Source organism: Sinorhizobium sp. RAC02, assembly GCF_001713395.1.
GTDB lineage: Bacteria > Pseudomonadota > Alphaproteobacteria > Rhizobiales > Rhizobiaceae > Shinella.
This window is the reverse complement of sequence record NZ_CP016450.1, coordinates 3,073,597-3,089,804: the sequence shown is the minus strand read 5'-3', so window position 1 is coordinate 3,089,804 and position 16,208 is coordinate 3,073,597. Positions and strand designations below refer to the sequence as shown.

At 62.8% G+C, this 16,208-nt stretch carries 18 protein-coding genes; 7 read left to right on the top strand and 11 right to left on the bottom strand.

Annotated elements, in window-relative coordinates; all coding sequences use genetic code 11:
- Positions 1 to 5: 5 nt before the first annotated feature.
- The 4 genes from BSY16_RS14960 to BSY16_RS14945 all read right to left on the bottom strand — a co-directional run bounded on the left by BSY16_RS14960 (position 6) and on the right by BSY16_RS14945 (position 3,360).
- Positions 6 to 1,544 (bottom strand): type II and III secretion system protein family protein, encoded by a 1,539-nt coding sequence (locus tag BSY16_RS14960; RefSeq protein WP_069060401.1) that lies wholly within the window; start codon positions 1,542 to 1,544, stop codon positions 6 to 8.
- A gap of 22 nt (positions 1,545 to 1,566) precedes the next feature.
- A complete protein-coding gene (gene cpaB / locus BSY16_RS14955; protein ID WP_069060400.1) occupies positions 1,567 to 2,376 on the bottom strand; it encodes a Flp pilus assembly protein CpaB in 810 nt (269 codons plus the stop codon).
- Between the two features lie 192 nt (positions 2,377 to 2,568).
- The gene (locus BSY16_RS14950; protein ID WP_069060399.1) at positions 2,569 to 3,081 is read right to left on the bottom strand and encodes an A24 family peptidase; all 513 of its coding nucleotides are present in this window, start codon (positions 3,079 to 3,081) and stop codon (positions 2,569 to 2,571) included.
- A gap of 99 nt (positions 3,082 to 3,180) precedes the next feature.
- Positions 3,181 to 3,360 (bottom strand): Flp family type IVb pilin, encoded by a 180-nt coding sequence (locus BSY16_RS14945; protein WP_069060398.1) that lies wholly within the window; start codon positions 3,358 to 3,360, stop codon positions 3,181 to 3,183.
- Between the two features lie 427 nt (positions 3,361 to 3,787).
- On the opposite strand from BSY16_RS14945, the gene BSY16_RS14940 reads away from it, so the two are divergent.
- The 7 genes from BSY16_RS14940 (at position 3,788) to BSY16_RS14910 (ending at position 9,233) form a co-directional block, all read left to right on the top strand.
- Positions 3,788 to 4,117: a pilus assembly protein N-terminal domain-containing protein gene (locus BSY16_RS14940; protein ID WP_150130056.1), complete on the top strand. Its 330-nt coding sequence runs from the start codon at positions 3,788 to 3,790 to the stop codon at positions 4,115 to 4,117.
- A gap of 123 nt (positions 4,118 to 4,240) precedes the next feature.
- Positions 4,241 to 4,852, top strand: a complete 612-nt coding sequence (locus BSY16_RS14935) for a TadE/TadG family type IV pilus assembly protein (RefSeq protein ID WP_069060397.1) — start codon at positions 4,241 to 4,243, stop codon at positions 4,850 to 4,852.
- Positions 4,852 to 5,457, top strand: coding sequence for a TadE/TadG family type IV pilus assembly protein (locus tag BSY16_RS14930; RefSeq protein WP_150129970.1), 606 nt, complete (start codon positions 4,852 to 4,854; stop codon positions 5,455 to 5,457). Before BSY16_RS14935 ends, BSY16_RS14930 begins: the two co-directional genes overlap by 1 nt.
- A 101-nt stretch (positions 5,458 to 5,558) precedes the next feature.
- Positions 5,559 to 6,788: a phosphopentomutase gene (locus BSY16_RS14925; RefSeq protein ID WP_069060396.1), complete on the top strand. Its 1,230-nt coding sequence runs from the start codon at positions 5,559 to 5,561 to the stop codon at positions 6,786 to 6,788.
- An 8-nt stretch (positions 6,789 to 6,796) separates the two neighbouring features.
- Positions 6,797 to 7,753 carry an adenosine deaminase gene (locus BSY16_RS14920; RefSeq protein ID WP_502696009.1) on the top strand — a complete coding sequence of 319 codons (957 nt, stop codon included), beginning with the start codon at positions 6,797 to 6,799 and terminating at the stop codon, positions 7,751 to 7,753.
- 104 nt (positions 7,754 to 7,857) lie between these two features.
- Positions 7,858 to 8,487, top strand: a complete 630-nt coding sequence (gene upp, locus BSY16_RS14915; protein WP_069060394.1) for a uracil phosphoribosyltransferase — start codon at positions 7,858 to 7,860, stop codon at positions 8,485 to 8,487.
- 209 nt (positions 8,488 to 8,696) lie between these two features.
- The gene (locus BSY16_RS14910; RefSeq protein WP_069060393.1) at positions 8,697 to 9,233 is read left to right on the top strand and encodes a TIGR02281 family clan AA aspartic protease; all 537 of its coding nucleotides are present in this window, start codon (positions 8,697 to 8,699) and stop codon (positions 9,231 to 9,233) included.
- Here the strand turns inward: BSY16_RS14910 and deoA are convergent.
- From deoA to BSY16_RS14875, 7 genes are read right to left on the bottom strand one after another with little or no spacing between them, the layout of a single operon-like run.
- Positions 9,223 to 10,536, bottom strand: a complete 1,314-nt coding sequence (gene deoA, locus BSY16_RS14905) for a thymidine phosphorylase (protein WP_069060392.1) — start codon at positions 10,534 to 10,536, stop codon at positions 9,223 to 9,225. The genes BSY16_RS14910 and deoA overlap by 11 nt on opposite strands.
- Positions 10,537 to 11,295, bottom strand: coding sequence for a deoxyribose-phosphate aldolase (deoC, locus tag BSY16_RS14900; RefSeq protein WP_069060391.1), 759 nt, complete (start codon positions 11,293 to 11,295; stop codon positions 10,537 to 10,539).
- Positions 11,288 to 12,100, bottom strand: coding sequence for a purine-nucleoside phosphorylase (locus tag BSY16_RS14895; RefSeq protein ID WP_069060390.1), 813 nt, complete (start codon positions 12,098 to 12,100; stop codon positions 11,288 to 11,290). Before BSY16_RS14895 ends, deoC begins: the two co-directional genes overlap by 8 nt.
- Positions 12,097 to 12,489 (bottom strand): cytidine deaminase, encoded by a 393-nt coding sequence (locus BSY16_RS14890; protein WP_069060389.1) that lies wholly within the window; start codon positions 12,487 to 12,489, stop codon positions 12,097 to 12,099. The genes BSY16_RS14895 and BSY16_RS14890 overlap by 4 nt, the downstream gene beginning before the upstream one ends.
- A gap of 1 nt (position 12,490) precedes the next feature.
- A complete protein-coding gene (locus BSY16_RS14885; protein ID WP_069060388.1) occupies positions 12,491 to 13,462 on the bottom strand; it encodes an ABC transporter permease in 972 nt (323 codons plus the stop codon).
- Between the two features lie 3 nt (positions 13,463 to 13,465).
- Positions 13,466 to 14,599: an ABC transporter permease gene (locus BSY16_RS14880; protein ID WP_069060387.1), complete on the bottom strand. Its 1,134-nt coding sequence runs from the start codon at positions 14,597 to 14,599 to the stop codon at positions 13,466 to 13,468.
- Positions 14,596 to 16,131 carry an ABC transporter ATP-binding protein gene (locus tag BSY16_RS14875; protein ID WP_069060386.1) on the bottom strand — a complete coding sequence of 512 codons (1,536 nt, stop codon included), beginning with the start codon at positions 16,129 to 16,131 and terminating at the stop codon, positions 14,596 to 14,598. Before BSY16_RS14875 ends, BSY16_RS14880 begins: the two co-directional genes overlap by 4 nt.
- Positions 16,132 to 16,208 lie beyond the last annotated feature (77 nt).

Below are 16,208 nucleotides of genomic sequence, written 5' to 3'. Positions count from 1 at the left end.
CCCCGTCATTTGTAGATGAAGCCGATGGAGCCGTGGTAATTGCCTGAGGGCATTGCCTCTTCCTTGCGGCCGTAGATCTTGTTCACCTTGCCGAGGAAGAAGCTCGCGGCATCGTTGGTCGCATTGAAATTGTCGTCCGGGCGGGAAATTGCGCTACGTGCAACCGGGCGCACCAGATAGGGCGTCGCGATGATGACCATTTCGGTCTCGTTGCGTATGAAATCCTTCGAGCGGAAGAGCGTGCCGAAGATCGGGATCTTCGAGAGGCCCGGCAGGCCGGACATCGCCTGGCGGATATCGTCCTTGACGAGACCGGCGATCACGATGGAGCCACCCGAAGGCAGTTCGACACTGGTCGTCGCTTCACGGCGACGGATACCAAGCACGGTCAAGCCCGGGATGTCGTTGTGCGCGATGGAGGTCGTGGAGCCCTCGAAGGTCGGCTCTGAAACCTCTGTCTCGATCCGCAGACTGATTCGACCCGGCGACAGGACAACCGGCCGGAAATTCAGCCGGATGCCGTATTCGACTTCGGAAATCTCCCTATCGATGGTTCTCTGTTTCGTTTCTTCGTCGACGTCGATCGATTGTTGGGTTGGCATGCGGAATTCACCACCAACATAGAAGCGGGCTTCTTCGCCGGAAATGGCTGTCAGGCTCGGTTCGGCAAGCGTGCGCATGACGCCGGCCTGCTCCATCGCACTCATACTGCTAGCGAGGCTCAAGCCGCCCACGGTTCCGCCCAGGGCTCCATTTGAAAGCCAGTCGGCCGCACCGCCGAGATTGGTTGGATTTCGGAAGGAAATGCCTCCATCCGATCCTTGGATAGAGCCATTGAAACCCAGCTGCTTCAGCACCTGGCGGCTGACCTCGGCGACCGTGACCTTCAGCGTGACCTGATCTTCGCCGTCGATCTTCAGCATGTTGACGACCTGCGAGCGCTGGCGCGCTTCGCCGAAGATGGCTGAATCGCCGTTATTGCCCTGGGAAACCACCGTCCGGGTCGTCGCTTCACCGCCCCGTAGGAAGATTTCCGCCAGCCGAACGGCCTGGGCGGAATCCTGCGGGGTGCGCACGGTGCCGTTCAGCACGATGTTGTCGGAGATGATTTCGACCTGGATGTCGGAATCGGCAATGAAGCGCCGCAGATTGGCCTGCAGGCCGTCGATGTCGCGCTCGACGGTGAGGTCGATACTGATGATCTCTTCGCCATTCGGCCCAAAGACGAAGATGTTGGTCTGGCCCACTTCCTTGCCGAACAGATAGATGCGCCGCGACGTCCGCGTCACGGCATCCGCCTTGCCCGGGTCGGCGACGAGAATGTCATGCGCGTCGGTCGGCAGGTCGACGACGATCGCCTTGTTGAGGCCGAGCTTGACGGCCTTGCGCGCACCCGGACCACTGTCATCGATGCGGATGATCGTGGCGGTCGCTGCTTCGGCGGGCGCGATGGCGGTGCCGCCGACAAGGGCTACGGGCATGCCCGAAAACGCCAGGCAGAAGCTCAATCCGCCGGCGACAGAGGCCCGAAAAGTTCTGTTCATTCCAAACACGGTCAGCTCCTGGTCACTTCTGGGCTGCGGATGTGCCGCCGTTAACGATTTCACCGGTCTTGATCACCTGGACCAGAGGCATGCCGTCGCTGCCGCTCAACAGGTAGTCGGCCGCACCGGTATCGGCTTCCTGGGCATCCGCCACACTGCGCAGCGCCAGCGAGAGCCGCTCGGCCATCTGCTGCGCGACGGTGATCACCTTGGTCTGGTCCGGTGTCAGTTCGAGCGTGGCGGTGGTGCCGACGGCCGATTTGGACCCATCCGGATTTTCCTGGATCTGCTGGTCTATCGCCAGCACACGAACATTGGTGAGCACGGTTTCGGTGAGATAGGTGTCGGTCTCGTTCTTGCGCACCATGATCACGTCGACACGGTCGTTCGGCAGAATGAAGCCGCCGGCGCCCGTCGCGACGGAGATTTCCGTTGCGACTGCACGTTTGCCGGATGGAAGAAGCGAGGACATAATGCGGTTGCTCGAATCGGCGATCTTTTCCTGGCGGATCGGTTCGCCGTTGAAGATCGGCATGCGGGCGATCGCACCGTCGAGGCTTTCCAGCGCGTCCGGCCGGTTTTGGTCCGTGATGAAGCCTTCGACGACCGACCCCTCCGGCCAGGCGGCCCAAGCCATGATGTCTGGATTGAGCCGTGCGCCGACCGGTAGGCTTTCCTTGGCAACCAACACGTTGATGGAGGGCTCGCGCTCCACCACGGGCTCCGACTGGATGATCGTGGGGCCACCGCTGGCGAGCTGCAGGGCGAGCAGGCCCGCAACACCAGCCGAGACGACGGCCACTGCCAGAATAATGATTCGCGCCGGTTTCATGTGGGTTCCCTGGACTGCGGACTCTTCTATCCGCCCACATTGACCGGCAATGGTGTAATTATGGTTAATAACCACCTTACGGCTATGGTTAACACCAGGTTTCGAGGCGCTTGCGAAACGCAAGATGGCGCCGGACGCGATCTCACGCCAGCGGGCGTTTTACGTGGAACTTCAGCGAAAGGCGACGTGGCGTCAGCCCAGCTTGCCGAGAGCGGCTATCATGAGGGGGGAGGAGGCATAGGTGGCGAAGGCGGCTGCGCCGATCGCGATGCCGTAGGGCACCTTCCTGCCTTCCAGCAGGTGGTTCGGCACGGGCAGGCGTGAGGCGAGGATGGCGTTTGCGTTCGAACGCAGCACGAGGATGCCGAGCGTCAGCACACCGCCGAAGAACGAGACGCAGACGAGAAATTCGAGCAGCGACATCGACAGGCCGAACCAGACGGCACTTGCGGTCAACAGCTTGGCATCACCCCCGCCCATGATGTTGAAGGCGAAGAGTGTAAAGCAGGCGGCGAAGACGAGGAGGCCCGCGGCCAGATGCATCGCGATATCGGTCAAGCCGAGGCCGGCAAGCGGGGCAACGATGACAAAGGCGGCGAGAAGGATCGCCGGCACACGGTTCGGTATCGTCATTGTGAAAAGATCGGAAAAGGCGGCAAGCGCCAGGCACAGCGGGAAAACCACGAAAATCAGAGCCTGCGTCATGTCGATTCCCTCCGCTGGTTGTTCTGGCGGTGTCCCGGAATGATGAAGCCGCCTTCCGAGGGATGGCGGCTTCATTGTCAGGAAACGATGTCCCGGGATTTACGGCTTCTGCGTGTTCGCGAGCTTGCCTTGCAGGAAGTGGAACTGATCGTTCAGGCTCGTGCCGAGGGCGGTTGCACCGCTGATCAGGGCAACGGAAATCAGGGCAGCGATCAGGCCGTATTCGATGGCGGTTGCGCCAGATTCGTCCTTCATAAGGCGAGCGAAAATCTTGGTCATGGTATTCTCCTAGCTCCACGATGTTGGTTCAGCACGTCCGCCAACTGTTTCCGTTGTTCGGATGAATGCAACCTACAGGCAGTCGATTTCCATCGGCTTAAGGAAATGGGTTAATGCGACCCTAACGCCAGCCTACCGGATATATGGTCAACAATAGGTAAAACGCCTTACGCGCGCGCGTTTCGCGCGTACTTTCTCGTGTTCTGGCCCGTTTCCGAAGGGATGGACCTGCCTGGGGCGTTGCGGCGGCTGCGGATAAAACTGCAATGTGAGTGAGTGGCTTAAAGCTTCGTTCACCATTCACGGCGATGCTGTTGGAGATTGATTGCCGGGATGAATGTTTATGGGACGCGACTGGACCTTCGTTAAGGGTGCGCTGAGGTTTACCACTGCCGCATTCGTGGTGGGTGCGACGGCCGCCGGCGCCATGGCCGAAGAACCGCTGATGCGCGTCTACATGGATCATGCCCGTGTGCTGCGGCTCGATCGTCCGGTCAGCAAGGTGATCATCGGCAATGCCGAGGTCGCCGATGCGACTGTGGCCGACGCGCGCACCATCGTCCTGACGGGCCGCAGTTTCGGAACGACCAATCTGGTTCTTCTCGACGCCGACGGAAACGCGATCATCGACGAGCGTATTCTCGTGTCGATCGATGAAGGCAACACGGTGCGTGTCTTCCGGCAGACCGATAGATCCGTGCTGTCCTGTACGCCAAACTGCGAGGAACACTCGACCCGCGCCGCGACGGGCGGCTGAGGACCTGTTTCGCTTCGGGCGTCCGAATATGGGAAGCCGTTCAATTCTTCGGCCTCGCACACACGAAAAATAAACAGTCTGCCGTCTACTCTCGCCGTGTCCAGCATTTGGGAACGGATCGCGATGTCGCTCGATCAAGACACAACAGTTCGCCGACGGCCGATGAAGGGTCTGATCGGTCGCTTCTTCGCTCGCCGCGACGGCGCGACGGCGATTGAATTCACCATCCTCACGCTGCCTTTCTTCCTTATTGTCTTCGCCTCGGTCGAAACGTTCGTCGCCTTTTCCGCCGAGCAGCTTCTTGCCAGCGCGACCGATACAATGGCGCGCAAGATCCGCACCGGCGAGATCACCTACAATCTTGGAAAAAAAGACACGGACAAGACCAAGGAAGAGTTCCGCGCGGCCTTCTGCGAAGAAATCGCCATCATGCTGAAGTGCTCGGCGGATGAGCTGAAGGCGCCCAACAAGCTCTGGCTGGATGTGCGCAGTTTCAAGACTTTCGCGGAAATTCCGAAATCGGTTCCGCTGACGGGCAAGGATCTCGATACGACCGCGTTCCAATTTGCCCCGGGCGGCAAGAAGTCGATCAATATTGTGCGTGCCTACTATCGCTGGGATACCGTCACCGACATCATCCGCCCCTATCTCTCCACCATCAGGTCTGCTGACGGTAGCAAGCAGAACTACCTGATGGTCTCGACAGCCGTTATCCAGAACGAGGACTATCCGTGATGCGTACGGTCTTTTCACCTGTGCTCGTCGGCAAGAGGGTGACCTTGCAAGGACGGAGCCTGCTGCGCCGCTTCGGTCTGGACCGGCAGGGAGCGGGCGCCATCGAATTCGCAATCGTCGCGCCGCTTCTGATCATGGCCTATGTCAGTGCATTCGAGATTTCCGTCGGCATCAACATGTCGAGCAAGGTCAGCCGAGCGGCCAGCACCGTCTCCGACCTGTTGACGCAGGAGTCTGCAACAACGGCGGACACGTTGGATACGATGAAAGAGGTCACAAAACGCGTCATTGCACCCTTCCAGCAGGCTGACGGATACACGCTGAAGATCACCGGCGTCGCCGTCGATGCGGATGGCAAGGCGACCGTCGCATGGTCGCGCGATCAGGCCAAGGGGGAGCCCTATACCAAGGGAACGGCCGTCGTCTTGCCGAGCAACATTCAGGGTGCCAAGAGCCTGTTCTTCGTGCGCACGGAGCTGTCCGTGCCCTATACCATATTGCTCATGGCGCCCAATCTCTCGTCCAGGCTCAGCTCCTTCCCACTTGCCAAGACGAGCTACTTCGGCCTGCGCAAAGGCAAGACGATCGCTTGCTCGGGTTGCTGAGCCAGGCACGCACATCTGCCGATTTCGCTTGAACCTCTCGCCGCGCCTGTGTCATGTCACGCAGTCCATCCGCCGTTTCGGCGACATGCGATAGGTGATCCATGGCGCGAGCCTTCCTCTTCGTTCTCGACTCCTTCGGTATCGGCGGCGGGCCGGATGCGGACACGTTCGGCGACCTCGGCGCAGACACGCTCGGCCACATTGCGGAATTCTGCGCAGCCGGTGCGGCCGACAGACCGGGTCTCCGGCAAGGGCCGCTGAAACTTCCCAACATGTCGGCGCTTGGCCTTCTGCACGCTGCCCGCGCCGCCACCGGCCGTTTCCCAGATGGCATGGACGTGCCACAGCGCGTCTTCGGCTACCATGGTGCGGCGAGCGAAGTCTCGAACGGCAAGGACACGCCATCAGGCCATTGGGAGATCGCCGGCACGCCCGTGACCTTCGACTGGGGCTACTTCCCGGCGGAAGGCGATGCCTTCGAGCCGGAGCTGGTCGACGCGATCTGCACGGCCGGCAATGTGCCGGGCATCCTTGGCAATTGCCATGCGTCCGGCACGGATATCATCGCCCGATACGGCCTGGAGCATCGGCGCACCGGCAAGCCGATCTGCTACACGTCCTCCGATTCCGTCTTCCAGATCGCCGCGCATGAAGGCTCCTTCGGCCTCGACCGGCTTCTCGCTTTCTGCCAGGCCGTGCGAAAAATCCTCGACGAGCGGCCGGGCGGGCGCATCGGCCGGGTCATCGCGCGGCCCTTCGTCGGTGAGGCGCCGGAGACCTTCGAGCGCACCGGAAATCGCCGGGACTATTCCGTGCTGCCCCCGGAGCAGACGCTGCTCGACCGGCTAGCGGAAGCCGGCCGCACGGTGCACGCCGTCGGCAAGATCGGCGACATTTTTGCCCATCAGGGCATCGGCACGCTCACCAAGGCGAACGGCAACATGGCGCTGTTCGACGCGACGCTCAGCGTCATGGATGAAGCCAAGGATGGCGATCTCGTTTTCACCAATTTTGTCGATTTCGACATGCTCTACGGCCATCGGCGTGATGTGCCTGGCTATGCTGCCGCGCTCGAAGCCTTCGACCGGCGCCTGCCGGAAGTGGACCGCAAGCTGAAGCCCGGCGATGTCGTCATCCTCACCGCCGACCACGGCTGCGACCCGACCTGGCGCGGCACGGACCACACGCGCGAACGCGTGCCGATCCTGAGTTTCGGCCCCGGTATCCGTTCGCGGCTTATCGAAACCCGTAAGACCTTCGCCGATATCGGTGAAAGCATCGCCCGCCATCTCGGCATCCCGCCAGGCCCGCACGGAAGGAGCTTTTTGTGACGAAAATCATGCCAAAGGCGGAGCTGCACTGCCATATCGAGGGCGCGACACCGCCGGCGCTGGCCTTGGCGCAGGCTACGCGCTACGGCATCGACACCTCCGCCTTCATCCGCGACGGCGCTTATGCCTGGCAGGATTTCACCAGTTTCGTGCAAAGCTATGATGCGACGGCCAATCTCTTCCGCACGGAGGAGGATTACGCGCTGCTCGCCGAAACCTATCTCACCGAGATCGCTGAAGCCGGCGCCATCTATAGTGAGTTGATCGTCTCGCCTGATCAGGGCGACGCCGTCCGCATCGGGGCGGACGCCTACGTTCGCGGCCTCGCTGAAGGCGCCGAGCGGGCAAAGGCGAAGACCGGCATCGAGACACGCCTTCTCATTGTCGGCATCCGCCATTTCGGCCCAGAACGCGTGGTCAAGGCGGCGGAATATGCTGCGCGCCGGCCGCATCCACTTATCACCGGCTTCAATCTTGCCGGCGAGGAACGTATGCACCGCGTCGCCGACTTCACCCGCGCCTTCGACATCGCCCGCGACGCCGGCCTCGGTATCACCATCCACGCCGGCGAACTCTCCGGCGCTTTCAGCGTGCGCGACGCGCTGGATCACGTCCGTCCCTCGCGCATCAGCCATGGTGTGCGGGCGATCGAGGATGCGGATCTGGTGAAGCGGCTGGCGGACGAAGGGGTGGTGCTCGAAGTCTGCCCCGGCTCGAATGTCGCGCTGAGCGTCTTTCCGGATTTCGAAAGCCATCCGCTGCGCGCCCTCCACCAGGCCGGCGTGCGCGTCACGCTCAATTCCGACGATCCGCCGTTCTTCCACACCTCGCTCGCCCGCGAATACGAGGTCGCCTCAACCGTCATGGGCTTCAGCGACGCGGACATTCTCGGCATGACGCGCACCGCCATCGAAGCGGCTTTCGTCGACGAACCGACGCGGCAGAAGCTGCTTTCGGCGCTATAACGGGCAAGCCGGCTGGGGATGTTGCCTGCGGCCGGCTGTCTTCTCTTGCAGGCCTCTGCCGTTCCGTGGAAAAAGGAACGTTCACTTTATTCGGAAGGTTGGCCATGGACGGCGTCACAGTCATCGATCACCCGCTCGTGCAGCACAAGCTGACCATCATGCGCAAGAAGGAAACGTCGACCGGCAGTTTTCGCCGCCTGCTGCGCGAGATCTCCACGCTGCTCTGTTACGAGGTCACGCGCGACCTGGAACTGACGACCGCGCGCATCCAGACGCCGCTCGAAGAGATCGACGCGCCGGTACTGGAAGGCAAGAAGCTCGTCTTCGCCTCCATCCTGCGCGCCGGCAACGGCCTGCTCGAAGGCATGCTGGAACTGGTGCCGTCGGCCCGCGTCTCGCATATAGGCGTCTATCGCGATCACGAGACGCTCGAGGCGGTCGAATATTTCTTCAAGGCGCCGGACAGCATCGACGAACGTCTGGTCATCGTCGTCGATCCGATGCTGGCCACCGGCAATTCGGCGATTGCCGCCATCGACACGCTGAAGAGCCGTGGTGCGACGAACATCCGCTTCCTCTGCCTGCTTGCCGCCCCGGAAGGCATCAAGAGTTTTCGCGCGCACCATCCGGACGTGCCGGTCTACACCGCCTCCATCGACCGTCAGCTCAATGAGAAGGGCTATATCGTGCCCGGTCTCGGCGATGCCGGCGACCGGATGTATGGCACCAAGTAATTTAGTACCTCTCCTCCGTCATGGTCGGGCTTGACCCGACCATCCATTCACGCCCACCTCGCGGAGGGTGGGTGACGGTGGTGGCCAGTTAACTGCTTGTTCACCAAGCGAAAAGAAGATCGTGGAGAGGGGCGCCGTCGAGCGCCCCTTTTGCCGTCCGTTAGCCGGATGCGTGTTATTTCGGGACAGATCTTTTCGGAGACCCGTTCATGTCCGTCCGCAGCCTTGCTTTTCTTGCCGGTGCCGTCCTCGCCACCGCCGCCTTCGTACCCGACGTTGCGAAGCGCTATCTCGAATCGGCCGGCGACCAACCCGCCGCGAAGGTCGAGACGGTTTCCGTACCGGTGGGGCAGGGCGGTGCGCGCTATACCGGCAATCGCAGCGCGGTGATCGATGCGGATCCGAGCGGTCATTTCACCGGCGTCTTCACCCTCAACGGCCGCAAGGAACAGGGGCTCGTTGATACGGGCGCCAGCATGGTTGCCATCAACGTCTCGACGGCACAGCGTATCGGCATCGATCGCGCCGACCTCGATTTCCGGTATGCCGTGGACACCGCAAACGGCAAGGCGCGTGCCGCCTATATCCGTCTCGACAGGATCGAGATCGGCCCGGTGCGGCTGGAAAACATCGGCGCCATGGTGCTGGATGACAAGGCGCTTTCCAGCACGCTGATCGGCATGAGCTTTTTGAAGAGCTTGTCGTCCTACAAGGTCGAAGACGGCAAGCTGCATCTCACCCGCTGATGCGCGTCAGGATATCGGGTGCCGGAGATGGGGTCTCCGGCGCAATCCGGTAGATTTCGGCAAGCCGCGCTGAAGCACGGGCCGCATCCGCCGCGTTTGCCGCATGCACCCGGCCGATTTCGCCGCCCTTTTCCACCTTCGTGCCGAGAGGCAACAAGCGGTCGAAGCCGACGCGATGGTCGATCGCATCGTCAGGTCTGCTGCGTCCGCCGCCAAGCTCTATGACGGCGAGGCCGACGCCACGCGTGTCGCAAGACACCAGATAGCCGGCTTTGGAAGCCGTCACGGCAAGAATGACCGGCGCCGGCTGCAAATAGGCTCCGGCCTTCTCCATGAGGTCGGCAGGGCCGCCCAGCGCGTGCACCATGCGGCCAAAGGTTTCCGCCGCAGCGCCGCTGGCAAGCGCCTGCGCCGCCTTTGCTTCGGCCGCCGTCGCGTCTTTTTCCAACCCGGACAGAACCAGCATCTCCGCCGCGAAGGCAAGCACGATGCGCTCCAGCCGCGTGCCGGTCTTCTCGCTCTTCAGGAAGGCAATGCAGTTGGCGATCTCGACCGCGTTACCGGCGGCGTCGGCCAGCGGCTGGTTCATGTCGGTGATGAGTGCGGAGGTTTTGACGCCGGCACCATTCGCCACCTCGACCAGCGAGCGGGCGAGTGTTTCGGCTTCGGAGATTTCCGTCATGAAGGCGCCGTTGCCGACCTTCACGTCGAGCACCAGCGATTGCAGGCCGGCGGCAAGTTTCTTCGAGAGAATGGAGGCGGTGATCAGCGGCACGGAATCGACCGTCGCCGTCACGTCGCGGATCGCGTAAATACGCTTGTCGGCGGGCGCAAGGGCCGTCGTCTGCCCTATGATGGCGCATCCGATGTCCTTCACCGTACGGCGGAAGAGATCGGCGGACGGCATGATCGTATAGCCGGGGATCGATTCCAGCTTATCGAGCGTGCCGCCGGTATGGCCAAGCCCGCGGCCGGAGATCATCGGCACGGCAAGCCCGCAGGCCGCTGCGATCGGCGCCAGCACCAGCGAGACGTTGTCGCCGACGCCGCCGGTGGAATGTTTGTCGGCGATCGGCCGGTCGATATGCGACCAGTCGAGCACGTCGCCCGAATCGCGCATGGCAAGCGTCAGCGCCACCGTCTCGTCGCGGGCCATGCCGTTGAACCAAACGGCCATGGCGAAGGCCGCCACCTGCCCCTCGGAGACGCTGCCATCGGTCACACCGGCGACGAAGCGCGCGATTTCCTCACGGCTGAGAGGCTCGCCACTGCGCTTGCGGCGGATCGTCTCCTGCGGGAGCATTTAGTAGCTCGCCGGTGCCGACGGCGCGGCCTGACCGCCGAGCACGGACAGAATGTCGCCGAGCAGGCCGGAGGCACCGAAGCGGAAGGTCTTGGGCGTCGCCCAGCCTTCGCCGAGGATGGAGGCCGCAAGTGCCAGATATTCGCCCGCATCCGTCACGGTGCGCACGCCACCCGCCGGCTTGAAGCCGACCGGCTTGCCGCTGGTCTTGATGGCATTCAGCATGATCTCGGCGGCCTGCAACGTCGCGTTGACGGAAACCTTGCCGGTCGAGGTCTTGATGAAGTCGGCGCCGGCGGCAATCGCGAGGTCGGACGACTCGCGGATCAGCGCCGGGTCCTTGAGTTCGCCGGTTTCCAGAATGGTCTTGAGGATGACGGGCGGCGTGCAGGCCGCCTTTACGGCTTTCACCATGTCCGTGACGGCCCCTTCGTCGCCGGCAATGAAGTCGCGATAGGGGATGACGAGGTCGATCTCGTCTGCGCCATCGGCGATCGCCTGTTTCGTCTCCGCCAGCACATCAGAAACCACCAGATTGCCGGAAGGGAAGTTGACGACGGTCGCGATCTTCACCGCATGGCCCTTGCCGAGAATGCCGCGCGCCTGCGCGACGAAGCGCGGCCAGATGCAGATGGCAGCCGTCGTGCCAAAGGGTGTCTGCGCCTGCGCGCAAAGCTTTTCGATCGCGGCAGCATCGCAATCGTCCGTAAGATCCGTCAGGTCGAGCAGCGAGAGTGCCCTTTTCGCCGTGTCATGCATGGTCGTTGCCTCCGCCCGCGATCATTTCGGCGAGAATGGCGGCAAGCCGCTTTCCGCCGATCGGGGCCATGTCCTTGGTTTCGTGATGGCTGAGTTCGCCGCCCGTCATGCCGGCGCCGAAATTGGTGATGACCGAGGCGGCCGCGACCTTGAGGCCGAGATGGCGGGCGATCAGCACTTCCGGCACGGTCGACATGCCGACGGCATCTGCGCCGAAGACGCGCGCCATGCGGATTTCCGCCGGGGTCTCGAAGTTCGGACCGGAGAACCACATGTAGACGCCGGATGACAGCGGGATATCGAGTGTCTTTGCCGCTGCATCCATGCGGGCGGCGAGATCCGCGTCATAGGCATTGGTCATGCCGACGAAACGGTCGTCGCTGTCGAGGCCGATCAGCGGATTGGTGCCGGAAAAGTTGATGTGGTCGGAAATCCGCATCACCGAGCCTGGCGGCATGTCCTCGCGCACGGAGCCTGCCGAATTGGTGAGGATCAGCGAGGTGACGCCGAGCCCCTTCAGCACTTCGATCGGCGGACGCATGGCATTGGCATCGCCGCTTTCATAGTAGTGCACGCGTCCGGAAAGCATGATGACCGGTTCGGTGCCGAGATAGCCGATGACCAGCTCGCCGGCATGGCCGGACACGGAGCTGACCGGAAAACTCGGCAGGTCGGCATAGGGGATGCGGAGCGCGTTCTGCACGGCACCGACCAGCGAGCCGAGGCCGGAACCGAGCACGATGCCGTAGCGTGGCAGCACGCCGCCGAGGCGGGCGCGCAGCAGTTCTGTCGTTGCCGCGCTCATCCGAGCACATCCGTCGCAAAGCTGTGCGGCAGCAGTTCTTCCATGGTCATGGTCTTCTTCACGCCGATCTCGTCGCACAGATAGATCGGCGTTTTCGCCGTGGCGAACTCGGCGATCTTCTGCCGGCAGCCGCCGCAGGGCGGGCAGAGCGGCAGCTTTTCCGCGATGACGGCCATCTCGACGATCTTCTTGTTGCCGGCCATGATCATGTGGCTGATCGCTGTCGGCTCGGCGCACCAGCCCTGCGGGAACGACAGGTTCTCGATGTTGGCGCCGGCATAGATTTTTCCGTCCTCGGCGCGGATCGCCGCACCCACGGGGAACTTGGAATAGGGCGCATGCGCGAAGGCCATCGCCGCGCGCGCCGCCTCGAAGAGGTCATGGGACATGTTATCGCTCCTTGACGTAGGGCACGCCGCCGGCCTTCGGCGGAATGGCCTTGCCGATGAAGCCTGCAAGCAGGATCACGGTCAGGATATAGGGCAGCGCCTGCATGAATTGTACCGGCACCTTGCCGATCAGCGGGAAGGCGTAGCCCTGGTAGCGGATGGCGAAGGCATCGAGGAAGCCGAAGAGCAGGCAGGCGAAGAGAATGTTCTTCGGCCGCCATTTGGCGAAGATGAGGGCGGCGAGCGCAATATAGCCCTTGCCCGCCGTCATGCCCTTGGTGAAACCGGCATTCGCCGCAAGCGAGAGGTAGGCGCCGGCAATGCCGCAGAGGATGCCGCAGCAGATGACGGCGCGGTAGCGCAGCCAGATGACCGAGATGCCGGCGGTGTCGACGGCGCCCGGATTTTCGCCGACGGCGCGAAGACGCAGGCCGAAGCGCGTGCGGTAGAGGATCCACCAGCTTGCCGGCACCATGAGGAAGGCGAAATAGGTCAGCGGCGAGTGGCCGGAGAGCAGACCGGAATAGAGCGGACCGAGGATCGGCACCTCACGCAGCGCATCGGCAAAGGGGAGCTTGATCGTGCCGAAGCGGCCGCTTTCCATCAGTGCGGGCGTGCGCCCGCCCTGGCGGAACCAGGCTTCGCCGAGGATGACGGTGGAGCCGGCCACGACGAAGTTGATGGCGACGCCCGAGACGATCTGGCTGCCGCGCTGGGTGATCGAGGCATAGCCGTGCACCAGCGAGAGCAACACGGAGACGAGGATGGCGGCCCCGAGGCCCATCGCCACGGACTGCGTGATGTAGGCGACGGTGCCGGCGGCAAAGGCCGCCCCCAGCATCTTGCCCTCGAGCCCGATGTCGAAGACGCCGGCGCGTTCGGTGAAGAGGCCGGCAAGGGCGGCAAGGATCAGCGGCGTCGAGACGCGGACGGTGGACTGCGCAAGTTCGATGAAGACCTGAAAGAAATCCATGGCTCAGGCTCCCTTCGTTGCGGCGGCTTGGCGGCCCTTGGGCGACAGCCCGAAGATGATCCGCGTGATGGCCGGGCGGAACATATGTTCGAGCGCGCCGGCAAAGAGGATGACGAGACCCTGGATGATGACGATCATGTCGCGCGAGATGGAGGGCATCTCGAAGGAGATTTCCGCCCCGCCCTGGTAGAGCATGCCGAAGAGCAGCGCAGCGGGGATGATGCCCGCCGGATGCGAGCGGCCAATCAGCGCAACGGCGATGCCGACGAAGCCCGCGCCCTGCACGAAATCGAGCTGCATGCGGAACTGCTCGCCCATGATCGGGTTCAGCGCCATCATGCCGGCAAGACCGCCGGAGATCATCATCGTGATGACGATGATCTTGGCTTCCTTGATGCCGGCGTAGCGTGCGGCGGCCGGGCTGTGGCCCATCGTGCGCATCTCGTAGCCGAGCCGGGTGCGCCAGATCAGCACCCACACGCCGAAGGCCGCAAGAAGCGCCAGCAGGAAGGAGATGTTGAAGGGGGCATTGCCGACGGAAAGGCCGAAGATCGACATCAGCCAGTCGAGTTTGGGCAACTGGCCACCGGTCTCGAAGGTACGGGTTTCGAGCGACATGGAGCCGAGCGGCTTGAACACCCGGTTGAGCAGGTAGTTCATCAGGCTGGCGGCGATGAAGTTGAACATGATCGTCGTGATGACGATATGGCTGCCGCGCTTGGCCTGCAACCAGCCGGGGATCATCGCCCAGAGCGCGCCGAAGAAGGCAGCACCGATGACGGCGATCGGGAAGAGCAGGTACCAGGGCAGCACGCGGTCGAAGGAAAGACAGGCGAGTGCCACCCCGATGCCGCCGATATAGGCCTGGCCTTCGCCACCGATATTGAACAGGCCGCAATGGAAGGCGACGGCGACGGCAAGACCGGTGAAGATGAAGGTCGTCGTATAGTAGAGCGTGAAGCCGATATATTCGCCGCGCCCGAAGGCGCCGTTGATCATGTGATAGGCGGCCTCCAGCGGGCTTTCGCCGACGATGAGCACCACGAGACCGGAAATGAGGAAGGCGGCGGCGAGGTTGACCAGCGGGATCAGGCCATATTCGGCCCAGCCCGGCAGTTTCGCGTGAGGAACACTCATTCCGCGGCCTCCTTCCGGCCTTCAACACCGGCCATCAAGAGGCCCAGTTCTCCTTCGGTGGCGTCCGGCGTGCGCTCGCCGACGACGCGGCCGGCAAACATCACGAGAATCCGATCCGACAGCGCGCGGATCTCGTCGAGTTCCACGGACACGAGCAGCACCGCCTTACCCTGATCGCGCATCTCGATGATGCGCTTGTGAATGAACTCGATGGCGCCGACATCCACACCGCGCGTCGGTTGGCCGATGATCAGCACGTCCGGCCCGCGTTCCATCTCGCGCGCCAAAACGATCTTCTGCTGGTTGCCGCCGGAGAAATTGGCGGTCTTCAGCCTTGGGTTCGGCGGGCGGATATCGTAGGCGGCGATCTTCTCCTCAGCATCGGCGCGGATCGCGTCGATGTCGAGCAGCAGGCCTTTGCGGTATTTCGGGTCGTCGTGATAGCCGAGGATGGCGTTCTCGCTTTCCTCGAATTTCAGCACCAGCCCGACATGGTGGCGATCTTCCGGCACATGGGCGAGGCCGCGCTTGCGCAGCTCCGCCGGGTCGACATGGCCGGTGACGTCGATGGCGCTGCCATTGAGCGACACGGTGCCGGATTTCGCCCGACGGATGCCGGAAATCGCCTCCAGCAGTTCCGACTGGCCGTTGCCGGCCACACCCGCAATGCCGACGATCTCGCCGGCCCGGATGTCGAAGGACACGTCGTCCACCATGGTCACGCCGCGGCTGTCGCGCACCGTGAGATTCTTGACCGAGAGCTTGACGTCGGCAGGCTTCGCCTCGCCCTTTTCGACGCGCAGCAGCACGCGGCGGCCGACCATCAGTTCGGCGAGTTCTTCGACCGAGGTGTCCTTCGTCGTGCGCGTCGCCACCATTTCGCCGCGGCGCATGACGGAGACCTCGTCGGTGATCGCCATGATCTCGCGCAGCTTGTGGGTGATGAGCAGCACCGTCTTGCCCTCGGCCTTCAGCTGCTCGAGGATGCGGAACAGGTGGTCGGCTTCGGCCGGCGTCAGCACGCCCGTCGGCTCGTCGAGAATGAGGATGTCGGCCCGGCGATAGAGCGCCTTGAGGATTTCCACGCGCTGCTGGAGACCGACCGGCAGTTCCTCGATGATCGCGTCCGGATTGACCTCCAGCGCATATTCCTTTTCGAGCCGCTTGAGCTCGGCACGCGCCTTGGTGATGCCGGCGTTCAGAATCTGGCTTTCTTCCGCGCCGAGCATGATGTTTTCCAGCACGGTGAAGTTTTCGACCAGCATGAAGTGCTGGTGCACCATGCCGATGCCGGCGGCAATAGCCGCATTGGGATCGCGGATCTTGATCGTCTTGCCGTCGATGACGATGTCGCCGTGATCGGCCTGGTAGAAGCCGTAGAGGATCGACATGAGGGTGGATTTGCCGGCGCCGTTTTCGCCGATGATACCGTGAATGGTGCCCTTGCGGACCTTCAGGTTGATGTTCCGGTTGGCGTGGACGAGGCCGAAGCTCTTGTCGATGCCCTTCAATTCGATTGCCAGTTCGCTCATGACGATCCACTCTTACGGGGATTTAGGGCCGACAGGCCGTTCTCCTCGGCCGGTCGGTGGTAGTCTTGTTGCTTCCG

Coding starts and splice junctions, on each gene's coding strand:
- BSY16_RS14960 (WP_069060401.1), bottom strand. CDS start 1,544: ATGAACAGAACTTTTCGGGCCTCTGTCGCCGGCGGATTGAGCTTCTGC.
- cpaB (WP_069060400.1), bottom strand. CDS start 2,376: ATGAAACCGGCGCGAATCATTATTCTGGCAGTGGCCGTCGTCTCGGCT.
- BSY16_RS14950 (WP_069060399.1), bottom strand. CDS start 3,081: ATGACGCAGGCTCTGATTTTCGTGGTTTTCCCGCTGTGCCTGGCGCTT.
- BSY16_RS14945 (WP_069060398.1), bottom strand. CDS start 3,360: ATGACCAAGATTTTCGCTCGCCTTATGAAGGACGAATCTGGCGCAACC.
- BSY16_RS14940 (WP_150130056.1), top strand. CDS start 3,788: ATGGCCGAAGAACCGCTGATGCGCGTCTACATGGATCATGCCCGTGTG.
- BSY16_RS14935 (WP_069060397.1), top strand. CDS start 4,241: ATGTCGCTCGATCAAGACACAACAGTTCGCCGACGGCCGATGAAGGGT.
- BSY16_RS14930 (WP_150129970.1), top strand. CDS start 4,852: ATGCGTACGGTCTTTTCACCTGTGCTCGTCGGCAAGAGGGTGACCTTG.
- BSY16_RS14925 (WP_069060396.1), top strand. CDS start 5,559: ATGGCGCGAGCCTTCCTCTTCGTTCTCGACTCCTTCGGTATCGGCGGC.
- BSY16_RS14920 (WP_502696009.1), top strand. CDS start 6,797: ATGCCAAAGGCGGAGCTGCACTGCCATATCGAGGGCGCGACACCGCCG.
- upp (WP_069060394.1), top strand. CDS start 7,858: ATGGACGGCGTCACAGTCATCGATCACCCGCTCGTGCAGCACAAGCTG.
- BSY16_RS14910 (WP_069060393.1), top strand. CDS start 8,697: ATGTCCGTCCGCAGCCTTGCTTTTCTTGCCGGTGCCGTCCTCGCCACC.
- deoA (WP_069060392.1), bottom strand. CDS start 10,536: ATGCTCCCGCAGGAGACGATCCGCCGCAAGCGCAGTGGCGAGCCTCTC.
- deoC (WP_069060391.1), bottom strand. CDS start 11,295: ATGCATGACACGGCGAAAAGGGCACTCTCGCTGCTCGACCTGACGGAT.
- BSY16_RS14895 (WP_069060390.1), bottom strand. CDS start 12,100: ATGAGCGCGGCAACGACAGAACTGCTGCGCGCCCGCCTCGGCGGCGTG.
- BSY16_RS14890 (WP_069060389.1), bottom strand. CDS start 12,489: ATGTCCCATGACCTCTTCGAGGCGGCGCGCGCGGCGATGGCCTTCGCG.
- BSY16_RS14885 (WP_069060388.1), bottom strand. CDS start 13,462: ATGGATTTCTTTCAGGTCTTCATCGAACTTGCGCAGTCCACCGTCCGC.
- BSY16_RS14880 (WP_069060387.1), bottom strand. CDS start 14,599: ATGAGTGTTCCTCACGCGAAACTGCCGGGCTGGGCCGAATATGGCCTG.
- BSY16_RS14875 (WP_069060386.1), bottom strand. CDS start 16,131: ATGAGCGAACTGGCAATCGAATTGAAGGGCATCGACAAGAGCTTCGGC.